This is a genomic window from Mycetohabitans sp. B8, from assembly GCF_021991875.1.
Classification (GTDB): domain Bacteria; phylum Pseudomonadota; class Gammaproteobacteria; order Burkholderiales; family Burkholderiaceae; genus Mycetohabitans.
In genome coordinates this window covers 145,181-167,537 of the sequence record NZ_JAHLKR010000005.1, presented here as the reverse complement: position 1 = coordinate 167,537, position 22,357 = coordinate 145,181, and the positions used below count along the sequence as shown (strand labels likewise).

Annotated in this window: 17 protein-coding genes and 4 pseudogenes; 13 read left to right on the top strand and 8 right to left on the bottom strand. The window is 63.3% G+C overall.

What is annotated here, in order from left to right; genetic code table 11:
* Together mutL and miaA are read left to right on the top strand one after the other, a co-directional pair.
* A pseudogene (mutL, locus tag KQH60_RS02395) lies at positions 1-654 on the top strand (DNA mismatch repair protein MutL); the annotation flags it as partial.
* Positions 587-1,675, top strand: a complete 1,089-nt coding sequence (gene miaA / locus KQH60_RS02390) for a tRNA (adenosine(37)-N6)-dimethylallyltransferase MiaA (protein WP_237574988.1) — start codon at positions 587-589, stop codon at positions 1,673-1,675. The pseudogene mutL and the gene miaA, both read left to right, overlap by 68 nt.
* 108 nt (positions 1,676-1,783) lie before the next feature.
* Here miaA and purM read toward each other — a convergent pair whose 3' ends face one another.
* Positions 1,784-2,845 (bottom strand): phosphoribosylformylglycinamidine cyclo-ligase, encoded by a 1,062-nt coding sequence (gene purM, locus KQH60_RS02385; RefSeq protein ID WP_237574987.1) that lies wholly within the window; start codon positions 2,843-2,845, stop codon positions 1,784-1,786.
* Positions 2,846-2,960: 115 nt separating this feature from the next.
* Between purM and hda the strand changes: the two genes are divergently transcribed.
* The 6 genes from hda to panB are packed head-to-tail and all read left to right on the top strand — an operon-like array spanning position 2,961 to position 8,215.
* Positions 2,961-3,668, top strand: coding sequence for a DnaA regulatory inactivator Hda (gene hda / locus KQH60_RS02380; RefSeq protein ID WP_237575002.1), 708 nt, complete (start codon positions 2,961-2,963; stop codon positions 3,666-3,668).
* 10 nt (positions 3,669-3,678) lie between these two features.
* Positions 3,679-4,377: an HAD family phosphatase gene (locus KQH60_RS02375; protein ID WP_237574986.1), complete on the top strand. Its 699-nt coding sequence runs from the start codon at positions 3,679-3,681 to the stop codon at positions 4,375-4,377.
* A complete protein-coding gene (gene pcnB, locus KQH60_RS02370) occupies positions 4,374-6,095 on the top strand; it encodes a polynucleotide adenylyltransferase PcnB (protein ID WP_237574985.1) in 1,722 nt (573 codons plus the stop codon). Before KQH60_RS02375 ends, pcnB begins: the two co-directional genes overlap by 4 nt.
* A gap of 46 nt (positions 6,096-6,141) precedes the next feature.
* Positions 6,142-6,684 carry a 2-amino-4-hydroxy-6-hydroxymethyldihydropteridine diphosphokinase gene (folK, locus tag KQH60_RS02365; protein WP_237574984.1) on the top strand — a complete coding sequence of 181 codons (543 nt, stop codon included), beginning with the start codon at positions 6,142-6,144 and terminating at the stop codon, positions 6,682-6,684.
* A complete protein-coding gene (locus tag KQH60_RS02360) occupies positions 6,681-7,373 on the top strand; it encodes a deoxynucleoside kinase (protein WP_237574983.1) in 693 nt (230 codons plus the stop codon). Before folK ends, KQH60_RS02360 begins: the two co-directional genes overlap by 4 nt.
* Positions 7,374-7,396: 23 nt before the next feature.
* Entirely contained in the window at positions 7,397-8,215 is an 819-nt protein-coding gene (panB, locus tag KQH60_RS02355) for a 3-methyl-2-oxobutanoate hydroxymethyltransferase (protein ID WP_237574982.1), read from the top strand.
* 10 nt (positions 8,216-8,225) lie between these two features.
* Here the strand turns inward: panB and pabB are convergent, their stop codons facing one another.
* The 6 genes from pabB to hemH all read right to left on the bottom strand — a co-directional run bounded on the left by pabB (position 8,226) and on the right by hemH (position 16,134).
* Positions 8,226-10,154 (bottom strand): aminodeoxychorismate synthase component I, encoded by a 1,929-nt coding sequence (gene pabB, locus KQH60_RS02350; RefSeq protein ID WP_237574981.1) that lies wholly within the window; start codon positions 10,152-10,154, stop codon positions 8,226-8,228.
* Between the two features lies 1 nt (position 10,155).
* Positions 10,156-11,283 (bottom strand): molecular chaperone DnaJ, encoded by a 1,128-nt coding sequence (gene dnaJ, locus KQH60_RS02345; protein ID WP_237574980.1) that lies wholly within the window; start codon positions 11,281-11,283, stop codon positions 10,156-10,158.
* 163 nt (positions 11,284-11,446) lie between these two features.
* Positions 11,447-13,441 (bottom strand): molecular chaperone DnaK, encoded by a 1,995-nt coding sequence (dnaK, locus tag KQH60_RS02340; RefSeq protein WP_255779005.1) that lies wholly within the window; start codon positions 13,439-13,441, stop codon positions 11,447-11,449.
* 94 nt (positions 13,442-13,535) lie between these two features.
* The gene (gene grpE, locus KQH60_RS02335) at positions 13,536-14,162 is read right to left on the bottom strand and encodes a nucleotide exchange factor GrpE (RefSeq protein ID WP_237574978.1); all 627 of its coding nucleotides are present in this window, start codon (positions 14,160-14,162) and stop codon (positions 13,536-13,538) included.
* Between the two features lie 479 nt (positions 14,163-14,641).
* Positions 14,642-15,049, bottom strand: coding sequence for an RNA-binding S4 domain-containing protein (locus KQH60_RS02330; protein WP_237574977.1), 408 nt, complete (start codon positions 15,047-15,049; stop codon positions 14,642-14,644).
* Between the two features lie 8 nt (positions 15,050-15,057).
* Positions 15,058-16,134: a ferrochelatase gene (hemH, locus tag KQH60_RS02325; protein WP_237574976.1), complete on the bottom strand. Its 1,077-nt coding sequence runs from the start codon at positions 16,132-16,134 to the stop codon at positions 15,058-15,060.
* Positions 16,135-16,224: 90 nt separating this feature from the next.
* Here hemH and KQH60_RS02320 point away from each other — a divergent pair.
* The 3 pseudogenes from KQH60_RS02320 to KQH60_RS02310 form a co-directional block, all read left to right on the top strand.
* Positions 16,225-16,548: pseudogene (locus KQH60_RS02320) on the top strand (IS110 family transposase); the annotation flags it as partial.
* A 42-nt stretch (positions 16,549-16,590) separates the two neighbouring features.
* A pseudogene (locus KQH60_RS14895) lies at positions 16,591-16,899 on the top strand (ATP-binding cassette domain-containing protein); the annotation flags it as partial.
* A 72-nt stretch (positions 16,900-16,971) separates the two neighbouring features.
* Positions 16,972-18,152, top strand: a pseudogene (locus tag KQH60_RS02310) (AAA family ATPase).
* Positions 18,153-18,577: 425 nt separating this feature from the next.
* On the opposite strand, the gene hrcA reads toward KQH60_RS02310, so the two are convergent.
* The gene (gene hrcA, locus KQH60_RS02305) at positions 18,578-19,597 is read right to left on the bottom strand and encodes a heat-inducible transcriptional repressor HrcA (RefSeq protein ID WP_237574975.1); all 1,020 of its coding nucleotides are present in this window, start codon (positions 19,595-19,597) and stop codon (positions 18,578-18,580) included.
* 118 nt (positions 19,598-19,715) lie between these two features.
* Between hrcA and KQH60_RS02300 the strand changes: the two genes are divergently transcribed.
* Positions 19,716-20,615 carry an NAD kinase gene (locus KQH60_RS02300; protein WP_237574974.1) on the top strand — a complete coding sequence of 300 codons (900 nt, stop codon included), beginning with the start codon at positions 19,716-19,718 and terminating at the stop codon, positions 20,613-20,615.
* An 82-nt stretch (positions 20,616-20,697) separates the two neighbouring features.
* On the top strand, positions 20,698-22,350 hold the full coding sequence (recN, locus tag KQH60_RS02295; RefSeq protein WP_237574973.1) for a DNA repair protein RecN: 1,653 nt from the start codon (positions 20,698-20,700) through the stop codon (positions 22,348-22,350).
* Positions 22,351-22,357 lie beyond the last annotated feature (7 nt).

Here is a 22,357-nt window from a genome sequence, read left to right as displayed (position 1 = left end):
GCCACCAACACGGCCCCTCCCCCCGCCCCCGCTAACGGGCCCGCGACGGCGCCGGCTCAGCCCGTTGACGAGCATCCGTTGGGATTCGCGCTCGGGCAGTTGCACGGCATCTACGTACTGGCGCAAAACACGCGCGGACTGGTGCTAGTTGACATGCACGCCGCCCATGAGCGCATCCTGTACGAGCAATTCAAGCACGCGCTCGCTCAGCGGCGCATCGCCGTGCAACCGCTGTTGATCCCGGTGACGATGCAAGCCGATGCGGTCGAGATCGGCGTGGCCGGCGAAGAACACGAGACGCTCGATGCACTGGGCTTCGACATCGCTTCGCTGTCCCCGACCACGCTGGCCATCCGGGCCGTGCCCGCGCTGCTCAAGGATACCGACCTGGTCTCGCTGGCGCGTGCAGTGCTTGCGGACCTGCACGCGTACGGCGGCTCGCGGGTGCTGACCGAGCACCAGCACGAGCTGCTCGGCACGCTGGCGTGCCACCATGCGGTGCGCGCGAACCGGCGCCTGAGCATGGACGAGATGAATGCGCTGTTGCGGCAAATGGAAGCCACCGAGCGCGCCGATCAATGCAATCATGGTCGTCCAACCTGGTTTCAGCTTACGCTCGGCGAGTTGGACCGGTTGTTCATGCGGGGCCAATAGTCGCGCCGTGGCATCCGCCCCCATCATCGCATGCCTGCTTGGGCCGACCGCGTCTGGTAAGAGCGCCGCCGCGCTCGAACTGGCGCGCCATGCCCCGGTCGAGATCGTCAGCATCGATTCGGCGCTCGTCTACCGGCAAATGGACATCGGGACCGCCAAGCCGACCGCGGCTGAACGCGCCGCGGTGCCCCACCATCTGATTGACATCATCGACCCGCTCGACGCCTATTCGGCCGCCCAGTTCCGTACCGACGCGCTGCGCCTGTGCGCACGAATCATCGCGCGCGGCAAACTGCCATTATTGGTGGGCGGAACCATGCTGTACTACAAGGCGCTGGTCGAGGGCTTGAACGAGTTGCCGGGCGCCGACGCGTCGATCCGGGCCGCACTTGACCAGGATGCGGCGCGCGAGGGCTGGCCCGCCCTGCACGCGAAATTGGCACAGATCGACCCGGTATCGGCGGCGCGGATCGCGCCCAACGATTCGCAGCGGATCCAGCGTGCGCTGGAGGTGTGGCGGCTGACCGGTCAGCCGATGTCCACGCTGCTGCGATCGGCGTCCCACCCGGCCGCCGCCCCGAGCGTCGGGTGCCAGGCCGCAAGCGACGTTGACACGCGCGCGACGACGCACGCCGGCCAGCTGCCGTCGCCCCGCTTTGCTGCCGTTTCGCTGGAACCCTCCGACCGGTCAGTGCTGCACGCGCGCATTGCACGGCGCTTCGACGCCATGCTGGACGCCGGCTTGATCGACGAAGTGCAGCAATTACGCGCACGCGGCGACCTACACCCCGGATTGCCGTCGATGCGCTGCGTCGGATACCGACAGGCGTGGGCGTACCTGGACGGCGAATACGATTATGCAACGATGCGCGACAAGGGCATCTTCGCGACACGCCAGCTTTGCAAGCGGCAGTTGACATGGTTGCGCTCGATGCCCGAGCGGATTGTCGTCGACTGTGTCAGCACCGACGCCGGCCCGCGTGCCGTCGATGCGGTGCGGCGGATATGGGCACCGACGTAGCAGACGCCGCGATCGGTGCGGCGCTACCATAACAGCGCCACAACGGCGCCACCGGACGCGCCCCTGCAACCACTGCAACATGCGGCGTCGCGTCCCCCGTGCGCAGCGTCACACCACGATCGTCTGTACCTCGCCGGCGTGGCGCTCGCGCACCGTGCCGAGTGTCCACACTTGTTCGCCGGCCGCAGACAGCACGCCGGCCGCCGTCTGCGCGTGCTCGGCCGCAACGATGACCACCATTCCGATCCCGCAGTTAAAGACGCGATGCATCTCCGCGTCGGCCACGCCACCGTGCTGCTGCAGCCACGCGAACAGTGGCGGCAACGGCCATGCACGGTGGTCCAGTTCCGCGCACAGCCGCTCGGGCAGCACACGTGGCACGTTCTCGACAAGCCCGCCCCCCGTGATATGGGCGATACCCTTGACCGGGAGTTGCTGCATCAACTCGAGCATGGGCTTCACGTAGATACGCGTGGGTGCCATCAGCGCCTCGGCCAGCGAGCGGCCATCAAAATCGGCTTGCAGATCCGGCGCCGCGCGCTCGATGATCTTGCGCACCAGCGAATAGCCGTTCGAGTGGATACCGCTGGAGGCCAGGCCCAGCACCACATCGCCGGCGCCGATCGTGCTGCCGTCGATGATCTTGCTTTTTTCGACTGCCCCGACCGCGAATCCGGCAAGGTCGTATTCGCCGTCCGGATACATTCCCGGCATCTCGGCCGTCTCGCCACCGATCAGCGCGCAGCCCGCCAGTTCGCACCCGACGGCAATACCCTTGACCACGCTCGCCGCCGTCTCGACGTCGAGCTTGCCGCAGGCGAAATAGTCCAGGAAGAACAGCGGCTCGGCCCCTTGCACGAGAATGTCGTTGACGCTCATGGCCACCAGATCCTGCCCGACCGTATCATGCCGGTTCAAATGGAACGCGAGCTTGAGCTTCGTGCCCACGCCGTCGGTGCCGGAGACCAGCACCGGCTCGCGGTATTTCTTCGGTATCTCGAACAGCGCGCCGAATCCACCGATGCCCGCCAGCACGCCGTCGCGCATCGTCTTTTTTGCGAACGGCTTGATGCGGTCAATGAGCGCGTCTCCCGCGTCGATGTCGACGCCCGCGTCACGGTAGGACAGGCCCGGCGCCTGCGCGCCGGGAGTGGATTTCGGTTGATTCATAGCGAGAGCGCGAGAAGCTCGCGGGAAGGTCGGTAAAATTGCAATTTTACCCGATGCGAGTGTGCCGACCGCACGAACGCGTCAGAACCGCATTCCAGGACCCTTGCCACCCGTGTTGACCTCGTCTGCTTCCCATCGTCAACTGACACTCGACCTGGGCACGCCGCCGCCAAAGACGTTCGAGAACTTTTTCGCCGGCGCCCATGCCGAACTGGTCGCCCGTCTCGCCGGCCTGGACGCCGCGCTCGCGGCCGGGCCGGTCGCGGACCGCACGTTCTACGTGTGGGGGGACGCCGGGAGCGGGCGCAGCCACCTGCTGCAGGCGCTGGTGGCCGGCGCATCCAGCGGCCGCGCGCGCTTTGTCGCGCCACCCAGCCCGCTATCAGCATTCGGCTACGATCCGCGTGTTGCGATCTATGCGGTCGACGATGTCGACCAACTTGCCGATGCGCAACAGATCGCGCTGTTCAACCTGTTCAACGAGGTGCGCGCCAGCCCCGGCAGCGCACTGGTGGCCACCGGCAATGCCGCGCCGCTGCATCTAGCCGTGCGCGAGGATTTGCGCACGCGCCTGGGTTGGGGCCTGGTGTTCCATCTCGGCGCGTTGGCCGACGAGGGCAAGGCGGCCGTGCTCAAGCATGCCGCGCGTGAACGCGGCCTGACGTTTGCCGACGACGTACCAACATGGCTGCTCACGCACTACCGCCGCGACATGCCCAGCCTGATGCGCGTCCTGGACGAGCTTGACCGTTTCGCCCTCGAGCACAAGCGCGCGGTCACGTTGCCACTGCTGCGCGCGATGCTGGCGGACAGCTTCAAGTAAAATGCGCTTCATGACGAAAACCGCACGCAATCTCGCCCTGTTCGACCTGGACCATACGCTGATCCCCACCGATAGCGACCACGAGTGGGGGCGCTTCATGGTCAAGCTCGGCATTGTCGACGCCGACAGCTTCTCGCGCGAAAACGACCGCTTCTACGCCGACTACCAAGCAGGCAAACTGGATATCCATGCGTACCTGCGCGCGATGCTCACCCCGCTGGCGAAATACTCGCGGCGGCAACTGGACGACTGGCATGAGCTATTCATGCACGAGGTCATCAACCCGCGGATTTTGCCCGCCGCCCGCGCATTGGTGCGCGAGCACCAGGAGGCGGGCGACCTGTGCTGCATCGTGACAGCGACCAACGCGTTCATCACCGCACCGATCGCGGAAGCATTTGGCATTGAGACGTTGATCGCGTGCGAGGTTGAAACGACGGACGGGCATCCCGACAGCCCGTACACGGGCAACTCGATGGGCGTGCCGAGCTACCGCGAGGGCAAGATCGTGCGGGTGCAGGCGTGGCTGGATTCGCTCGGCTGCGACTGGACAAGCTTTGCGCACAGCTACTTCTATAGCGACTCGCACAACGACATCCCGCTGCTCGAAAAGGTCACCGACCCGGTGGCGACCAATCCGGACGAGAAGCTGCGCGAATATGCGCTGGCCCGTGGTTGGCGCGTCCTTGAACTGTTCCAATCGACGTGATTACAAAACTCATTCGCAAGTTGTTCGGCTCGCGTAGCGGCGATGCCACCCCGCCGGCCGACACATCGCGCAGCGCCGACGCCGATCGAGGCAGCAAGCATGCCAACACGGACATCGCGCCGACAGGCCGTCGGCGCAATGCGGCGCGCGACGAGCAGCGCAGCGCGCCGGCTGACGCGCAGGACACTGGGCTGCCGTCGCGCAAGCCGCCGCGCCGGACGCCACGCCGCAACGCCTTAGCTGCCGGTGGCCATCCCAGTGGCAATACCGGTGCCAGTCGCCATGCCGGTGGTGAAGCCGAAGTACCGGTGATCGTGCCAGCCGACATCCATCGTATCGATCCGGCGTTGATCTCGCGCAATGCCATCCGCGTCACCGACACGCTGCAACAAGCCGGTTTTCGCGCGTTCATCGTCGGCGGTGCGGTGCGAGATCTGCTGCTCAATATCGCGCCGAAGGATTTTGATGTCGCCACGGATGCCACGCCGGATGAGGTCGTCAAGCTGTTCCGCCGCGCCCGGTTAATCGGCCGACGTTTTCAGATCGTCCACGCCCAGTTCGGACAGGAGATCATCGAAGTGTCGACGTTCCGCGCGCTGATGGATGCGGCGCCGGCTGGCACCGGGCCCACGGACAGTGAGCCGGCTGCGCCACCGCGCAAGCTGCGACGCGGCGAGCTGGACCGGCGCACGCATGCGGTGGACGCGAGCGGGCGCGTGCTGCGCGACAACGTTTGGGGCGAACAGCACGAGGATGCGACGCGGCGCGACTTCACCGTCAACGCGATGTACTACGATCCGGCGACGCAGACCGTGCTCGACTACCATCGCGGGATGGACGACATTCGCCAACGCGTGCTGCGAATGATCGGCGAGCCCGCCACCCGCTTTCGCGAAGATCCGGTCAGGATGCTGCGTGTCGTGCGTTTCGCGGCCAAGCTGGACTTCACGATCGAATCGTCGACGCAGGCGCCGATCGCCGAGTTGGCGGATCTGATCAACAACGTGCCGGCGGCCCGGCTGTTCGACGAGATGCTCAAGCTGTTGCTGTCCGGACACGCGCTCGGCTGCCTAAAGCAGTTGCGCGCGCTGGGCCTGCACCATGGGCTGTTGCCGCTGCTGGACGTGGCGCTTGAACAACCCGACGGGGAGCGTTTCATCACGCTTGCGCTGACCCATACCGACGAGCGCGTGCGCTTGGGCAAACCGGTCTCACCCGGGTTCCTGTTTGCGTCACTGCTGTGGCACGAAATGCAACTGCGCTGGCAGCAATACGAGGCCGGCGGCGAACATTCGATCCCGGCGCTGCATCGGGCCATGGACGACGTGCTCGACCAACAGACCGAAAAGCTCGCGATCCAGAGGCGCTACACGGCCGACATGCGCGAAATCTGGGAGCTGCAGCCCCGGCTAGAGAAACGCTCCGGCCGCAGCGCGTTGAAGCTGCTGGAACACCAGCGGTTCAGAGCAGGTTATGACTTTCTCTTGCTACGCTGCGAGGCGGGCGAGTTGGACGCGTCGGTCGGTCAATGGTGGACAGATTTCATCGTCGGCGATCCGGCCGCGCGCGAGGCGCTGCTGGCACAGGGCGACAAGGAGCGCTCGCCGCGCAAGCGCCGGCGCCGTGGCGGCTCGCGCAACCGCAAGGATCCTGGCGAAGGTGCCCGGCAGGCCTCGCCGCCGGCCGATGGCGAACCACGTGGCAATGGCGACGCCTAGCGGCTTACGCGAACGCCGCCCATTGAATGCAGCAGGAGTCGACGTCATGACCGTAGCTTATCTTGGCTTGGGCGCGAATCTTGGCGACGCGCGCCAGACGCTGAAAGACGCCGTGGTCTGCCTCGCGCAGCAGGCTCCCGTCACCGTGCTCGGGAAATCGAGCCTGTACCGCACCGCTCCGGTCGATGCCGGTGGCGACGACTTCTACAATTGCGTGGTGAAGATCGATACCACGCTTGCCGCACGGCAGTTGCTCGCCCTGTGCCACGACATTGAGCATCACTTCGGCCGCGAGCGCCCGTACCGGAACGCACCTCGGACGCTAGACATCGATATTCTGCTGTACGGCACCGTGCAGCTTGACGAGCCCGACCTGACGGTGCCGCACCCGCGGTTAGCTGAGCGGGCGTTCGCGCTAGTGCCGCTGCTCGAACTGGAAGCAGCGATCGAGATTCCCGCGTTAGGCCGTGCGGACCGTTATCTGCCTGGCGTCGCGTCGCAGCGCATCGAAAAGATCGACTCTTGCCAATGTCCGTTTCGACGCGTCGCCGCTGCGATCGTGGGCAGCAAGTCGGGGCCGCGCCGATGAACCCATCCGCCGCCGTGCCACCGCTGAGCGTCCATGCGCCGGCGCAGCACACGCCGTTCGGCTACCTGGTGATCGAAGGGCCAATCGGCGCCGGCAAGACCACCCTGGCAACGCAACTGGCGGCACGCTGGTCCATGCAAACGCTGCTGGAGCGCGCGGCTGACAACCCGTTCCTCGAGCGCTTCTATCACGACAACGCGCGCTACGCGTTACCGGCGCAATTGGATTTCCTGCTGCAGCGCGAGAAGCAAATGCGCGCGATAGCCGAGGCACGGCAGCACGGCACGCCGCTCGTCGTGGACTTTCTGCCGCAGAAAGACGAGTTGTTTGCCCGCCTGACGCTGCCCGACGATGAATTCGCGCTGTATCACGCGCTGGCCGCACGCGTGCCGCTCGCCCGGCCAGTGCCGGATCTCGTGATTTACCTTCAGGCCAGTCCGGAAACGCTGTTTGCCCGGATCCAGAAGCGCGCGATTCCGATGGAGGCGCATATCACCGATGCGTACCTGCGCGCATTGTGCGCCGCGTACAGCGAGTTTTTCTATCATTACGACGACGCGCCACTGCTCAGTGTCAATACCGACCATCTAGATCTGGCGGGATCTGACGCAGACCTAGACTTGCTGGTTAAGCACATCGGATCGATGCGCGGCCGCAAGGCGGTATGGGTGAAGGGCACGGCGCTATAACGCTCTCCGAGGATCATTTTGTCATGAGCTATTTGCAGGATTCCGGCCGTCGCGCCGTCACTGTTCCGCGCCTTCAGCAGATGCGCGAGGTTGGCGAGCCAATCGCGATGCTGACGTGCTACGACGCGAGCTTTGCGGCATTGCTCGAGCGCGCGGGCGTGGACGTGCTCCTTATCGGCGACTCGCTCGGCAACGTGCTGCAGGGCCAGGCCACGACGTTGCCGGTTAGCGTGGCGGATATCGCATACCACACCGCCAGCGTGGCGCGCGGTAGCCGCGGCGACGCGCTGGTCGTCGCGGATTTGCCGTTTGGCAGCTACGGTACACCGGCAGACGCATATTCAAGCGCCGTCAAGCTGATGCAGGCGGGTGCGCAGATGGTCAAGCTCGAGGGCGGTGCGTGGCTTGCCGAGACGATCCGCTTCCTGGTCGAACGGTCGGTGCCGGTCTGCGCGCACCTGGGGCTCACGCCGCAGTCGGTACACGCGTTCGGCGGCTTCAAGGTCCAGGGCAAGAACGATCTGGCGGCCGAACAGTTGAAAAAGGACGCTCAGTTGATCGAGCAGGCCGGCGCGCAGCTGCTCGTGCTCGAAGCAATCCCTGCCGCGCTGGGGGCCCAGGTCACCGCGGCGCTGACGATTCCGACCATCGGCATCGGCGCCGGAGTCGACTGCTCGGGCCAAGTACTGGTGTTGCATGACATGCTCGGCGTGTTCCCTGGCAAGCGGCCCCGGTTCGTCAAGGACTTCATGGCCGGTCAGCCGTCGATCGAGGCCGCCGTCCACGCCTACGTGTGCGCCGTCAAGGAACGGACGTTCCCCGCCGCAGAGCACACGTTCTGAATCGACGTCACTAAAAGCGAGGCAACGGTGGGCGAAGCAACTGTGCCGGCATCGCGCCGCGTAGCGCATTGCAGACAACAAGCGCATCGCGGCGCTCGAAGTCGGCCCGCGTGATCGGCCGCTCGATGGCCTGCCACGCCGGATCTGCAAGCAGCACCGAGCGCATGACGCCGGGTAATACGCCGCTGTCCAGCGGCGGCGTGACCCAGCGGCCGTCGATTCGCACGAATACCGTGCTGCGGCCGCCTTCTGTCAGCTCGCCAAGTCGATTGAAAAACAACAGGTCAAACGCGTGATGGGTTTGCGCCAGTCGCCATGCGCGGTCATAGGTATCCCGGCAGGTGGTCTTGTGACGCAGCAACGGATCGTCTAGGTCCGGCGCAGCGATGCCGTGGTCGGCCGCCAGCATCACGCGCACCGGACCGGCTGCGAGCGACGGCAATAGCGCCGCGCTGACGTCGATGCCCCCATCCTTGCACAGCGTCGCGCGCATCCGATATGCGCGATCCGGCGCGAGCGCCGCGCAGGCCTGCGTGAGCCGTGCCGCAAACACAGCGGCGTCAAACCGGAAGCCGAAATAGCGCGCGCTGCGTTCGATACGGGCGACATGAAGGCCTGCGTGCCGCACGCCATCCCGCGTGGCATACATCGTCTCGAACAACTGGAAGCCGGGGTCCACCTCGGTTAAGAAGCGCGCCTTTAACGCACATTCGAGATACTCGTCGTGCGCGACGCTGTCCAGCACGATGCCGGCGCCCACGCCGAGCGTGCCCGCACGCACGTCGGCGCCCATACCAGTGCCCGATCGCGGTGCCAACACCAGCGTGCGAATGGCCACCGACAGGCAAAAATCGCCAAGCGTGCGTGCGTCAGCAGACGTGTCGAGCCACCCAATCGCGCCGGTATACAGCCCGCGTGGTGTCGTCTCGATCGACTCGATTAACGCCATCGTGCGAAGCTTCGGCGCGCCGGTAATCGAGCCACATGGAAAAAGCGCCCGCAGCACGTCGGCAAAACCGATCCCGTCACGCACGTGCGCGTGCACGGTCGATGTCATTTGCCACACCGACGCGTACGGCTCGACCGTAAATAACGCGGGCACGCGAACCGAGCCGGTCCGAGCGATCCTGCCCAGATCGTTGCGCAACAGGTCAACGATCATCAGGTTCTCTGCCCGGTTCTTGTCGTCGGCGGCCAATGCCCGCGCTTGCTGCGCGTCGAGCTGCGCGTCATTCGCACGCGGCGCCGTGCCTTTCATCGGCCGCGCGACAATCGCCCCGCCACGATGCTCAACAAACAGTTCGGGCGACAACGACAGCACATGGGTGCCGTCGGGCAGCGCCAGCAAAGCGCCGAACGACACCGGCTGGCGCGCCCGCAAGCGTCGATACAACGCAGGCGCCGAACCAAACATATCGAACGCGAGCCGATACGTATAGTTGACTTGATATGAATCTCCGTCGCGCAATGCTGCATGAATGCGCGCAATCGCGTCGTCGAACGCGTCATGCGTGACGCTGCTGCGCACGTTCGCGATGCCCGCCACCCCGGGGTCCGCGCGGCCGCCGTCCTGCTGCTGCAGCCACGCCGCGACCTGCTCCGAGGACAGGCGGCGCAACTCGCGGAAAAGAAGAATGCGCAGCGCACCGTCGTCGGCGCACCTGGCCGGGCATTGCAGCCGTACGCCCCATTCGTAGTCTGCAAGTAACAACGCATGCAGCCCCGTGCGCAGATCTGCGTCCACTTCAGCGAGCACCGCATCGAGCCGGCCGGGATCGGTGCAAGTGCGCTCATGCGAGAACGCCGTATAGAGACGCGAGCGGCATGCAGGGGCATCGGCCGACGCCTCCTCGGGCGCACAGTCGTCGAGCAGCGCGAACACGCGGGCGCTGTCGAGGTCGCCCACAGCCTGCCCCGCCCTCGCGTCAACTGCCCTCATGTCACTCGAAGAAGCTTTTCACGCGGTCGAACCAGCCCTTGCTCTGCGGGCTATGCCGCGCGCCCCCTTCGACCAGCGACTTTTCGAACTGGCGCAGCAGATCACGCTGCGTATCGGTCAGCTTGACCGGCGTCTCCACCTGCACGTGCACGTACAGGTCGCCCGGCAGGCTTGAGCGCAAACCCTTGATGCCCTTGCCGCGCAGACGGAACGTCTTGCCCGATTGCGTGCCCTCCGACACCGTAAACGATGCCTTGCCGGCCAACGTCGGCACCTCGATCTCGCCACCCAGCGCCGCGGTGGTGAACGCGATCGGCATCTGGCAATGCAGGTCGTCGCCGTCACGCTCGAAGACGGTGTGCGGCTTGATGTGGATCTCCACATAGAGATCGCCGTTCGGACCGCCATTGATGCCCGGCTCGCCGTTGCCGGCGGAACGGATCCGCATCCCCTCGTCGATGCCGGCGGGAATCTTCACCTCCAGCGTCTTGGTTTCCTTGACCTTGCCGGCGCCGTGACAATGGGCGCACGGCTCCGGAATGTACTTCCCGATGCCGTGACACTTTGGACACGTCTGCTGGATGCTGAAGAAACCCTGCGACATGCGCACCTGCCCCTGCCCATGGCAGGTTGGGCACGTCTCAGGCTTGGTGCCCGGCTTCGCGCCGGAGCCATGACATACCTGGCACGATGTCCAACTCGGCACGCGGATTTGCGTCTCATAGCCATGCGCGGCCTGCTCCAGCGTGATCTCCATGCTGTAGCGCAGGTCCGCGCCGCGGTACACCTGCGGACCGGCCCGCCGGCCCCCGCCTGCGGCTTGCCCAAAGATATCGCCGAAGATATCGCCGAACGCATCGGCAAAGCCGCCGAAGCCTTGTGCGCCGGCGGCGCCCATGTTCGGGTCGACGCCCGCATGGCCGTACTGATCGTACGCGGCGCGCTTTTGCGAGTCGGACAGCATTTCATAGGCTTCCTTCGCCTCCTTGAAATGCTCTTCCGCATCCTTGTTGCCAGGATTGCGGTCCGGGTGGTACTTCATTGCCAGCTTCCGATACGCCTTCTTGATGTCGTCATCGGACGCATTCTTGGCGACACCCAGCACGTCGTAGTAGTCCCGTTTGGCCATATCGAGTCAATACCACAAAACAAAATGGGCCCGGAGAGCCGCTAAGCTCGCCAGGCGCTCTGTCTTCGCCACCGTGCTGCAGCGCACGATGGCACACAAATGGCTGGCCGGGTGGACACGGCACGCATCGCGCACCGCGCACCGGCAGCCACCGCCGCTTCGCTCAGTCCTTCTTCACTTCCTTGAAGTCGGCGTCGACGACGTCGTCCTCAGCCTTGTCGGACGATGCAGCGGACGACGCGCCGTCCCCGGCCGATGCCCCGGCCGCACCCGCCTGGGCCTGCATGTCGGCGTACATCTTCTCACCGAGCTTTTGGGACACTTTCGACAGCGCCTCGATTTTCGCCTCGACCTGCGCCTTGTCGGACGCGCTCTTCAGCGCTTCCTCCAGTTCCTTGAGCGCAGCCTCGATCGCGCTCTTCTCGCTCGCGTCGATCTTGTCACCGTAGTCGGACAGCGCCTTCTTCGTGCTGTGCACCAGCGCGTCACCTTGGTTACGCACGTCGGCCAGCTCGCGTAGGCGATGATCTTCCTCGGCGTTCGCCTCAGCATCCTTCACCATTTTCTCGATCTCAGCCTCGGACAGGCCCGAATTCGCCTTGATCGTGATCTTGTTCTCCTTGCCCGTGCCCTTGTCACGCGCATGCACGTGCAGGATGCCGTTTGCGTCGATGTCAAACGTTACTTCGATCTGCGGCACGCCGCGCGGTGCGGGCGGGATGCCTTCCAGGTTGAATTCGCCCAGCAGCTTGTTGCCGGCCGCCATCTCACGCTCACCCTGGAACACCTTGATCGTCACCGCCGACTGGTTGTCGTCGGCCGTCGAGTACACCTGCGTGTGCTTGGTCGGGATCGTCGTGTTTTTGTTGATCATCTTCGTCATCACGCCGCCGAGCGTCTCGATGCCCAGCGACAGCGGCGTCACATCCAGCAGCAGCACATCCTTGCGGTCGCCGGAGAGCACCTGACCCTGGATCGCCGCACCTACCGCGACCGCCTCGTCCGGGTTCACATCGCGACGCGGCTCCTTGCCGAAGAACGCCTTGACCTTGTCCTGCACCTTCGGCATCCGCGTCATGCCGCCCACTAGGATCACGTCATCGATGTCACCGACCTTCACGCCCGCGTCCTTGATCGCGATACGGCACGGCTCGATCGTGCGCTCGATCAGCTCCTCGACCAACGCCTCCAGCTTCGCGCGGGTGATCTTCAGGTTCAAGTGCTTCGGTCCGGACGCGTCCGCCGTGATGTACGGCAGGTTAATCTCGGTTTGTGCCGAACTGGACAACTCGATCTTGGCCTTCTCAGCCGCTTCCTTCAGCCGTTGCAGCGCGAGCACGTCCTTGGACAGGTCAACGCCCTGCTCCTTCTTGAATTCACCGATGATGTAGTCGATGATCCGCTGGTCGAAGTCCTCACCACCGAGGAACGTGTCGCCGTTGGTCGACAACACCTCGAACTGCATTTCGCCATCCACGTCCGCGATCTCGATGATCGAGATATCAAACGTGCCACCGCCCAGGTCATAGACCGCAATCTTGCGATCTCCCTTCTCGGTTTTATCCAGTCCGAATGCGAGCGCCGCGGCGGTCGGCTCGTTGATAATCCGCTTCACGTCCAGGCCGGCGATGCGGCCCGCATCCTTCGTGGCTTGCCGCTGGCTGTCGTTGAAGTACGCCGGCACGGTGATCACCGCTTCGGTCACCGGCTCGCCGAGGTAATCCTCGGCCGTCTTCTTCATCTTGCGCAGCACTTCGGCGGAAATCTGCGGCGGCGCAAGCTTCTTGTCGCGCACCTGTACCCACGCATCGCCATTGTCCGCTTTGATGATCTGATAAGGCATCAGGCCAATGTCCTTCTGCACTTCCTTCTCTTCAAAGCGACGGCCGATCAGCCGCTTGACGGCGAACAGCGTGTTCTTCGGGTTCGTCACGGACTGACGCTTGGCCGGCGCGCCGACCAGAATCTCGCCATCGTCCATATACGCGATGATCGAAGGCGTCGTGCGGGCGCCTTCCGAGTTCTCGATCACTCGCACCTGATTGCCTTCCATCAGTGCCACGCACGAATTCGTGGTACCGAGGTCGATCCCGATAATTTTGCCCATTTTACTAATCTCCTGGCTTTGATCTAGCAGACCCGCGCAGCGCGCGGTCATTCATTCACGTCTGCCCACAACATGGGTACAACAGCGCTGATTTCAATACTCTAGCGTGCACGCGGGCTTTGTCGTGGCAAGACGCGGGCCGCCCTCACTTGGGCGCGGCCACGGTGACCAGCGCCGGGCGCAGCACACGGTCGGCGATCACGTAGCCTTTTTGCAACACGCTGACGACAGTGTTGGCCTCCTGCTCGGCCGGCACCATCGAAATCGCCTGGTGCCGGTGCGGATCGAATTTCTCGCCGACCGGATTGATCTGCACAACGCGCCCCTTCTCCAACGCGCTCGACAATTGACGCAACGTCAGTTCGACGCCCTCACGCACCTTCGCCAAGTCGCCGGCGTTGTCCGCCAGTGCGGCCTCCAGGCTGTCGACGACCGGCAACAAGTGCTCGGCGAAACTCTCGATTGCGAACTTGTGCGCCTTGGCAACGTCGTCCTGCGCGCGCCGCCGCACGTTCTCCGTCTCTGCACAAGCGCGCAGGACACTCTCGTGCAGTTCGGCGATCTTGGCCTGCGCTTGCTCGAGCGCCTTGGCCTCGGCGGCGGCATCGGCCTCACCGAATGGCCCATTGTCGGCGCCCGGCTGTGCCGCCGCGGCGCCCTCGCGCTGAGCCTCGGCCGGTTGCACCTGTGCGTCCTGCGCCGTTTGCGTGCCGTTGCCGGCGGGTTCGGTATCCGATGCGGGGCGATTCTGGCTTGCTTGCTTCTCTTCCATGATGGCCGTGGTCAATTTCAGTCAATGGTTTGATTCGGCTGTTCCCGCACCCCGCCGGCCCGATGGGCGCCGGGGCGCGGAAATCGTAGTTGCGCAATCGACATGGGGTCGGTGCAGGCCTTTTCAATAGCCCGCCGTAAAAAGTCGCGGCGCAGCACCGTATGGCGTTGCAAGCGGGGCGTTGCCATACCGTTACACGATTTCCCGTATGTTGCGACGCAAATAAATTGAGCGCCCGCCGGCGCTGACCTACACTTCGCTATGAGGCGCTCCAAACGCGTGTACCCTGATTTTGTTCACGGCACTCCCACCGCCCAGTCCAATAATGCCCATTTCCGCCCGTGCCATGAAACTGATTTTTGCCATTGGGGTGGTCGCCGTGGTATTGATCGCGGGAACGACTGCCATTTGTCTGTCCGGCGCCGTCACCGAATCCACGACTGAGTACGGCGGCATCCGTGCGACATTCGAGTCACTGTTCAATCCGCACCGGACAATTTGTCAATGATGCGCCGATCGCGCTTCGTCGGCCGCCCGTGAAGCGTCGCAGCAGGCTCCCGAAAAGTGCTGCGTCGCGCCAACTCTGCCAGCCGACGCGCGTTGCCGGCCGGCGTCTCCTCGTATAGCGTCTGCGCGATCGTCGCCGGACCGCGCACGTCACATACGCCACGCACCTGCACTTCCCATACGATGCGCTCGATGTCGATTTGCACAATGTCGCCGACGCGCACCTCCTTGGCCGCCTTCACCGGCTCACCGCCGATACGCACCCGGCCCTTGCCAAGCGCGTCGGCCGCCAGTGAACGGGTCTTGAAAAACCGTGCCGCCCACAGCCACTTGTCGATGCGCAACCGCGCGTGAGGATCAGTCGAGATCTTCAAGCTCATCGGCAAACTCACGCGGATGTCGTCGCTGCCGCGCTCTGTTGCGACGTAGCCATCGGCCACCCTTGCAGATGGGTGGCGACGATCTCGGCCAGCGCGCTGATCCACGGTTGCGCGTCGTTGACGCAGGGAATTCGATGGAACTCGCGTCCCCCCGCCCGCAAGAACGTATTACGACCCTCGATGCCAATTTCCTCGAGCGTCTCGAGGCAATCGGACGTAAAGCCCGGGCAAAACACGTCAACCCGACCGGCCCCGGCCGCGCCCAACTCCTGCAGCGTCGGTGCGGTGTAAGGTTGCAACCATTGCGCGCGTCCGAACCGTGACTGGAACGTGAGCCGGCATTCGACCTCGGTCAACCCGAGCGCATGGGCCAGCAACGTCGCGGTTTGCCGGCATTGCTCGGCATAGGGATCGCCCAAATCCAACGTGCGCTTAGGCACACCATGAAAGCTTAACAACAGCCGATCGCCGGCCGTGAAATCGGGCCGGCCGTGCTGCTGCCAATAGCGCAGCACCTGAGACGCCAGCGCCTCGATATACGCGGGATGGTCCGCATAATGCTTGATCGTGCGGATCTCCAGTTGATTGCGCATACGCGCCAGCGCGGAGAATGCCGCATCGAATGCGCTGGCGCTGGTCGAGGCCGAATACTGGGGATACAGCGGCACCAATAGCACCCGCTCGGCGCCGGCGCGCTTGAGCTGATTCAGCACATTGCCGATGCTGGGTGTGCCATAGCGCATTGCATAATCGACGAGCACAGAACAACGGCCCGCCGCCAGCCGCTGCCTCAGGCCGTCGACCTGCCGCTCGGTGTGCACGCGCAGCGGCGAGCCCTCCGCGTCCCAGATCGCCGCGTACTTGCGCGCCGACGCACGGCCGCGCAACGGCAGGATCAGCGCGCGCAGCACAATCTGCCACAGCGGCGCAGGGATCTCGACGACGCGTGGGTCGGACAAGAACTCGGCCAAGTAGCGCCGCACCGCGCGCGGCGTCGGTGCAGCGGGGGTGCCGAGGTTGATCAGCAGCACACCGACCCGGTGCGATGCGCTCGGCTGCGAGGGCAGCTCAAGATCAAAATGCATGAGAGGATCCGTTGAGCACCGCAATGGTGCACTTGTTATCCGATTATAACGGCCGCTCGGCGCTTGCCGCCGTCGCGCGCAGCAGGCAAAGTCAAATGGCTCGGCAAGATCGGCACGACGAAGTCGGATATCGATCGTCTGTGCAAACGTCTGCAGTTCAAAGCACTCGGCCTACGCATTGTTCACAAGGCGGGTCCGTGCAGAGAGGGGCTTGACCGCCAGCTTGTGCAGCAGGATTGAGACTGCATGGTGCGTGCGCCGTCACTGAAGGCGCCAGGCGAGTGTGTCAAGACGAATCGACGCGACGCTGTGAAGCGGGTGAGTTCGCTGCGCGCCGGCGATCTGTCGGCGGTGTAGATGCCCACCGTGGAGGACGAAGCCTTCCGCGATCTGTCGCGCGCCTGGGTGAACGCCTAAGATGATCCGAAGCGTGCGCGGCAACGACTCAAAACCTTTCTACTCTCGCATGAGGAGCCTAAATTCTGCGTTGGCGATCGACGAATGATGTTGTCGGGAGGAGAACGGCAGCGGATAGCTATTGCGCGAGCGTTGCTCCGTGATGCTCGAATACTTTTGATTGACGAAGGTACTTCAGCACTCGATGACACCATGGAGGCCATCGTGTTGCGAGAACTAAAACCACGGTCGCCAAATCATATAGTCGTCATGGTCGCTCATCGGGCTTCCGCGATTGCTGCAGCCAATGAAGTGGGGCATGTAGCAGATGGCAACGTGACCATTAAGCATGTCACTGAACCCAATTGACTCGCAATGTTGTTGAAAATAATTTTTGATTCGTTGTTAAGGCAATATTTAATTCGATAAAGCGGAGTGTATATGATAAGAGTATTGTCGATAAGCAACTATCGATCAATAAAAAAACTGGTTATTCCGCTCACGCGACTGAATCTAGTAAGCGGTGCTAATGGAAGTGGCAAATCCAATCTATACCGAGCTTTAAGACTGCTTTCAGAGACTGCCCAAGGTGGCATTATTTCGCCATTGGCGGCGGAAGGGGGGGGTTAAAGGCCGTAGTTTGGGCGGGGCCTGAAATGCTAAACCGTGACATGCGACGAAGGGAACAAGCCGTGGAAGGGGGGCAACGCAAAAATAGCATACGTTTGCGTTTAGGCTTCAGTGGCGATGACTTTGGATATGCAGTAACCTTGGGATTCCCTCCTCCCGAGATCCCGCCGCCGAATCCTCCGTCTGCTTTTACGCTTGATCCGGTGTTTAAGCGAGAATGTATATGGGCAGGGCCGTTTCTTCGGCCTGCAAGCGTACTGATTGATCGTGACGGGCCGCTCGTGCGTCGCCGTTCCACGCACGGATGGGAAATGCTCGCCCAACACATGTCTCTTTACGAGAGTCTGTTTTCGTATCTCGGTAAAGACCGCTATAGCCCCGAAGTTTTTGAAATGCGTGAAACCGTCCGCAGTTGGCGATTCTATGACCATTTCCGCACCGATCCTGACGCGCCAACGCGAAAACCTCAGCTTGGCACACGTACGCCAGTCATGCATCATGACGGAAGGGATTTAGCGGCTGCGCTGCAAACCATTCGGGAGATCGGTGATAGCGAAGCGCTTGATGCGGCAATTAACGATGCATTTCCTGGAAGTGTCCTGAAAATTGATGCACAAGCAGGAGGGCTTTTCACGTTGACCTTACAGCAAGAGGGACTTTTACGCCCGTTGACCGCAGCGGAGCTGTCGGACGGCACACTTCGGTATCTCCTTCTTGTTGCTGCATTAATGACTCCACGCCCTCCACCGCTCATGGTATTGAACGAACCTGAAACGAGTCTGCACCCCGATCTTATACCAGCGCTGGGCCGCCTGATTATTGATGCGTCGCATCGCACCCAGATGTGGGTCATATCGCACTCGCCGAGATTGGCTGCAGCTTTAAGCAACGCTTCGGATTGCAATGCCATCGTTCTGGCCAGAGAACTTTCAGAGACGTTCGTTGTCGGGCAAACACCTTTGCAACAACCCCCGTGGCATTGGCCTGATTAAAAGAACGTTTTCGAAATAGCCGCAGGAGGCCTTTATTAAACCAGTATCTCGGGACGAACGACAACCGCCGAACACCGTCTAGAGATACCCTGACTACGGGGCTCAGCGGCGAGGCTGCCCGAAACATTATGTGAGCTGTTTAATCACAGGCCGAGCCGGGGCATTTTAGCTGCAACACTCATCATCTTGTCCACGCATCGTCGAAGGCAACGCGATGTGCAATAAGATAGAGTGAAACTGTCCTTGTTAGGGTGGCCAACCGGCGCAGTCTTGCTTAATAGGCTAACAGGTCGTGCCGGGGAGGCTCCGCGTTGAGCACACAACCGGGTAGACGCTCTTCGAGATGGAACCGTGCATGCCGTAAAAGCAAACAAAGGCGATACAGCTTACTTCCTCATGCCGCATTGCTCGAATGAAGGAAGCGGTCAATGCTGAGACAACGCGAACGACAGCAGCCGAGCGGTGATGTCGACGATCGGAATCACGCGGTTGTACGCCATGCGGGTCGGACCGATCACGCCGAGTGTGCCGACGATCTTGCCATCGACCTCATACGGCGCGGTCACAACGCTCATTTCCTCGATCGGCACGAGCGTGGATTCTCCACCGATGAAGATCTGCACGCCCTGCGCATGGCTCGATACGTCGAGCAACTGTAGCAGGCTAGTCTTCTGGTCGAAGACATCGAACAGCTTGCGCAGGCGCGCCATGTCGGACGACAGATCGGCCACTTCGAGCAGGTTCCGCTCACCCGAGATCAGTACGTTGTCGGATTCGTCGTCGGTTTCCGTGCTGGCGGTGACAGCGGCCTGCATCAATTGCATCATGTCGCCGCGCAGCGCGTCGATTTCCTCGCGCAGTCGGCGTCGCACCTCGTCGAACGACAGGCCCGCATAATGCGTGTTGATATAGTTGGATGCCTCGGTCAACTGCGACGGCGAATAGTCACGCTGGGTCGCCATGATCCGATTCTGCACGTCACCTTCGGGGGTGACGATAATGAGCAGGATCCGCTTGTCGGACAGCCGCATGAACTCGATCTGTTTGAACACGTGGCTGCGCCGCGGCGTGAGCACGACGCCGGCAAACTGCGACAGGTTGGACAGCACGCTGGCCGCTGCCGCGACGACCTTCTGCGTCTCGCCCGGCTTGAGCTTGTCCTGCACCGCGAGCTTGACCTCGGCTTCCTGCGCGTCGGGCTGCACGGTCAGCATCGTATCGACGAACAACCGGTAGCCGCGGGGCGTCGGGATCCGCCCGGCCGACGTATGAGGACTGGCGACAAGCCCTAGCTCCTCGAGGTCAGACATCACGTTGCGGATCGTCGCCGGGCTGAGTTCGAGGCCCGAATACTTGGACAACGTGCGCGAACCGACCGGCTGACCTTCGGCGATATACCGTTCGATCAGCGTCTTAAGCAGGGTCTGGGCGCGAGGATCTAGCATAGCGAAAATTCTAGCGTAAATCTTGCACGCAGCGAGGGTCGGCATTTATCCGACGCGCACGTGCGATCTCAACCACGAAGGCATACAGTTTGTCAGACACCTATGGTGTAATGCGGGCATGAAAATGGGTCAATTCAAAACCGTGGCGCTAATCGGCCGCAACAACACGCCTGGCATCGGCGAGCCGCTTGCCGCGCTCGCCGGCTGCCTGACGCGACGCGGCTTTCAGATTGTGTTCGAAGCCGACACGGCGCGCGAAAACGGGCTGCACGCCTATCCGGCGCTCACGCCAGCCGAGATCGGCGCACGCGCCGACGTCGCTGTCGTGCTCGGCGGCGACGGCACCATGTTGGGCATCGGCCGGCAACTCGCGCCTTACCGCACCCCGCTGATTGGTGTCAACCACGGCCGGCTCGGCTTCATCACCGATATCGCGATCGCCGATATGAACCAGTTGGTACCGCACATGCTATCGGGCAGCCATGAGCGCGAGGAGCGCTCGTTGCTGGCGGCCCGTATCATGCGCAACGGCGAGCCGATCTACCACGCGCAGGCGTTTAACGACGTCGTCGTGAACCGGAGCGGCTTCTCCGGGATGGCGGAGTTACGCGTGTCGGTCGATGGCAACTTCATGTCGGACCAGCGCTCGGACGGGCTGATCGTGGCCACGCCAACTGGTTCCACCGCGTACGCGCTCTCGTCCAACGGCCCATTGCTGCATCCGCAATTGCAAGGGATCGTGCTGGTGCCGATCGCGCCACACGCGTTGTCGAACCGACCCATCGTGCTGCCTGACACGTGCCGAATCGCAATCCAGATCATTGGCGGGCGCGACGTCAACGTGAATTTCGACATGCAGTCGTTCACTGCGTTGCAACTCGAGGATACGATCGAGGTGCGGCGCTCCCAGCACACGGTGCCGTTCCTGCATCCGGTCGGCTACAGTTATTACCGGACCTTGCGCAAGAAGCTGCACTGGAATGAGCACTCGTCACTCGGCGAGGACGAGCCCGGCTGAGCCGGTGCCCGTCGCTGCACGCCAGCTCACTCATTGTCAACCCACCCAATCCGCCTTTCACGACGACCGCTTTCGTTCGCCTATGCTGCGTCATCTGTCGATCCGGGACTTTGTTATCGTCGCCACGCTCGACATCGAGCTCGAGCGTGGCTTTACCGTTTTTTCCGGCGAAACCGGCGCCGGCAAATCCATCCTGATCGACGCGTTGGCGCTGGCGCTCGGTGCGCGAGCCGACGCGACAGTGGTACGCACCGGCCAAAGCCGTGCGGACATCACCGCTGAGTTCGACGCACATGAGGGCGCCGCGCGGTGGCTGGCCGAGCATGCGTTCGACGACGGCAGCGGGCACGTGGTGCTGCGCCGTGTGATCGACGCCAACGGCCGTTCACGTGCGTTCATCAACGGCACGGCCGCCACGCTTGGCCAGTTGCGGGACATTGGCGAAATGCTGGTGGACATCCATGGCCAGCACGCCCACCAATTGCTGATGCGCGGCGACGCGCAGCGCGAGCTGTTTGATGCGCATGCGGGCCTGACGGCGCTGGCCAAGGACGTCGCGCGAGCGTGGCGCGGCTGGCGCGATGCGGCGGCGGCCGTGCAGGCCGCGCAAGCGCGAGAGCGCGAGTTGCAGTTTGAGCGCGAGCGGCTGGTGTGGCAATTGTCGGAACTCGAGAAGCTGGCGCCGCAACCCGGCGAATGGGATGAGATCAGCGCCGAACACCGCCGACTGTCGCACGCGGCGAACTTGATCGACGGTGTGCAGGCGGCGCTAGGCGCCTTGTCCGAGTCGGACGACGCCATGATCACGCAACTGGCTGCCATCATCGCGAAACTGCGCAGCCTGGCCGAGATCGACAGCGCGCTCGGCGATGCGTTGGCCGCGCTGGAGCCGGCCGAAATTCAACTGCAGGAAGCGGCCTACTCGCTGACCCACTACGCGCAGCGGCTCGAGCTGGACCCGGCGCGGCTCGCGCAGGTCGAAACCCGGCTCGATGCACTGCATTCGACCGCGCGCAAATTCAGGATGCAACCGGATGCACTGCCCGACGCATTGCTGGCACGGCACGCCCAATTGCAAGCGCTGGATGCGGCGACGGACATCGACGCGTTGCGCGCCACGCAGGCGAGCGCGAAACAAGCCTACATGACGCTGGCGGGGCGACTATCCAAGGCCCGCGTTAAGGCGGCCAAGGCGCTGAGCCACGCGGTGACCACCGGAATGCAGGACTTGTCGATGACCGGTGGGCGATTCGAGGTCGCGTTAGAGCCATTGCCCGAAGGCGGCCAGCATGGGCTCGAGCAGGTCGAGTTCCGCGTAGCCGGCCACGCTGGCGTGCCGTTACGGCCGCTGGCGAAGGTGGCTTCCGGGGGCGAGTTGGCACGCATCAGCCTCGCGCTGTCGGTGATCGCGAGCACTGCGAGCCCGACGCCGACACTAATCTTCGACGAGGTCGACAGCGGCATCGGCGGCGCCGTCGCGGAAGTCGTTGGACGACTGTTGCACCAACTCGGTCAGATCCGGCAAGTGTTGTGCGTGACCCACCTGCCGCAGGTCGCCGCCCGCGGCGAGCACCATTTCAGCGTGGCCAAGTCCACCGATGCGCAAGGCGCAACGCTCAGCGAAGTGACCGTGCTGGATCGCGCGAGCCGCGTCGAGGAGGTCGCGCGCATGCTCGGAGGCGTCGAGATTACCGCCACCACGCGCAAGCATGCGAAGGAAATGCTGGCCGCTTAAAGCGTCT

Coding starts and splice junctions, on each gene's coding strand:
- pabB (WP_237574981.1), bottom strand. CDS start 10,154: ATGAGGGCAGTTGACGCGAGGGCGGGGCAGGCTGTGGGCGACCTCGAC.
- folK (WP_237574984.1), top strand. CDS start 6,142: ATGACCGTAGCTTATCTTGGCTTGGGCGCGAATCTTGGCGACGCGCGC.
- hemH (WP_237574976.1), bottom strand. CDS start 16,134: ATGCATTTTGATCTTGAGCTGCCCTCGCAGCCGAGCGCATCGCACCGG.
- KQH60_RS02300 (WP_237574974.1), top strand. CDS start 19,716: ATGAAAATGGGTCAATTCAAAACCGTGGCGCTAATCGGCCGCAACAAC.
- hrcA (WP_237574975.1), bottom strand. CDS start 19,597: ATGCTAGATCCTCGCGCCCAGACCCTGCTTAAGACGCTGATCGAACGG.
- KQH60_RS02330 (WP_237574977.1), bottom strand. CDS start 15,049: ATGAGCTTGAAGATCTCGACTGATCCTCACGCGCGGTTGCGCATCGAC.
- dnaK (WP_255779005.1), bottom strand. CDS start 13,441: ATGACCGCGCGCTGCGCGGGTCTGCTAGATCAAAGCCAGGAGATTAGT.
- miaA (WP_237574988.1), top strand. CDS start 587: ATGGTCGTCCAACCTGGTTTCAGCTTACGCTCGGCGAGTTGGACCGGT.
- KQH60_RS02360 (WP_237574983.1), top strand. CDS start 6,681: ATGAACCCATCCGCCGCCGTGCCACCGCTGAGCGTCCATGCGCCGGCG.
- recN (WP_237574973.1), top strand. CDS start 20,698: ATGCTGCGTCATCTGTCGATCCGGGACTTTGTTATCGTCGCCACGCTC.
- dnaJ (WP_237574980.1), bottom strand. CDS start 11,283: ATGGCCAAACGGGACTACTACGACGTGCTGGGTGTCGCCAAGAATGCG.
- purM (WP_237574987.1), bottom strand. CDS start 2,845: ATGAATCAACCGAAATCCACTCCCGGCGCGCAGGCGCCGGGCCTGTCC.
- panB (WP_237574982.1), top strand. CDS start 7,397: ATGAGCTATTTGCAGGATTCCGGCCGTCGCGCCGTCACTGTTCCGCGC.
- grpE (WP_237574978.1), bottom strand. CDS start 14,162: ATGGAAGAGAAGCAAGCAAGCCAGAATCGCCCCGCATCGGATACCGAA.
- KQH60_RS02375 (WP_237574986.1), top strand. CDS start 3,679: ATGACGAAAACCGCACGCAATCTCGCCCTGTTCGACCTGGACCATACG.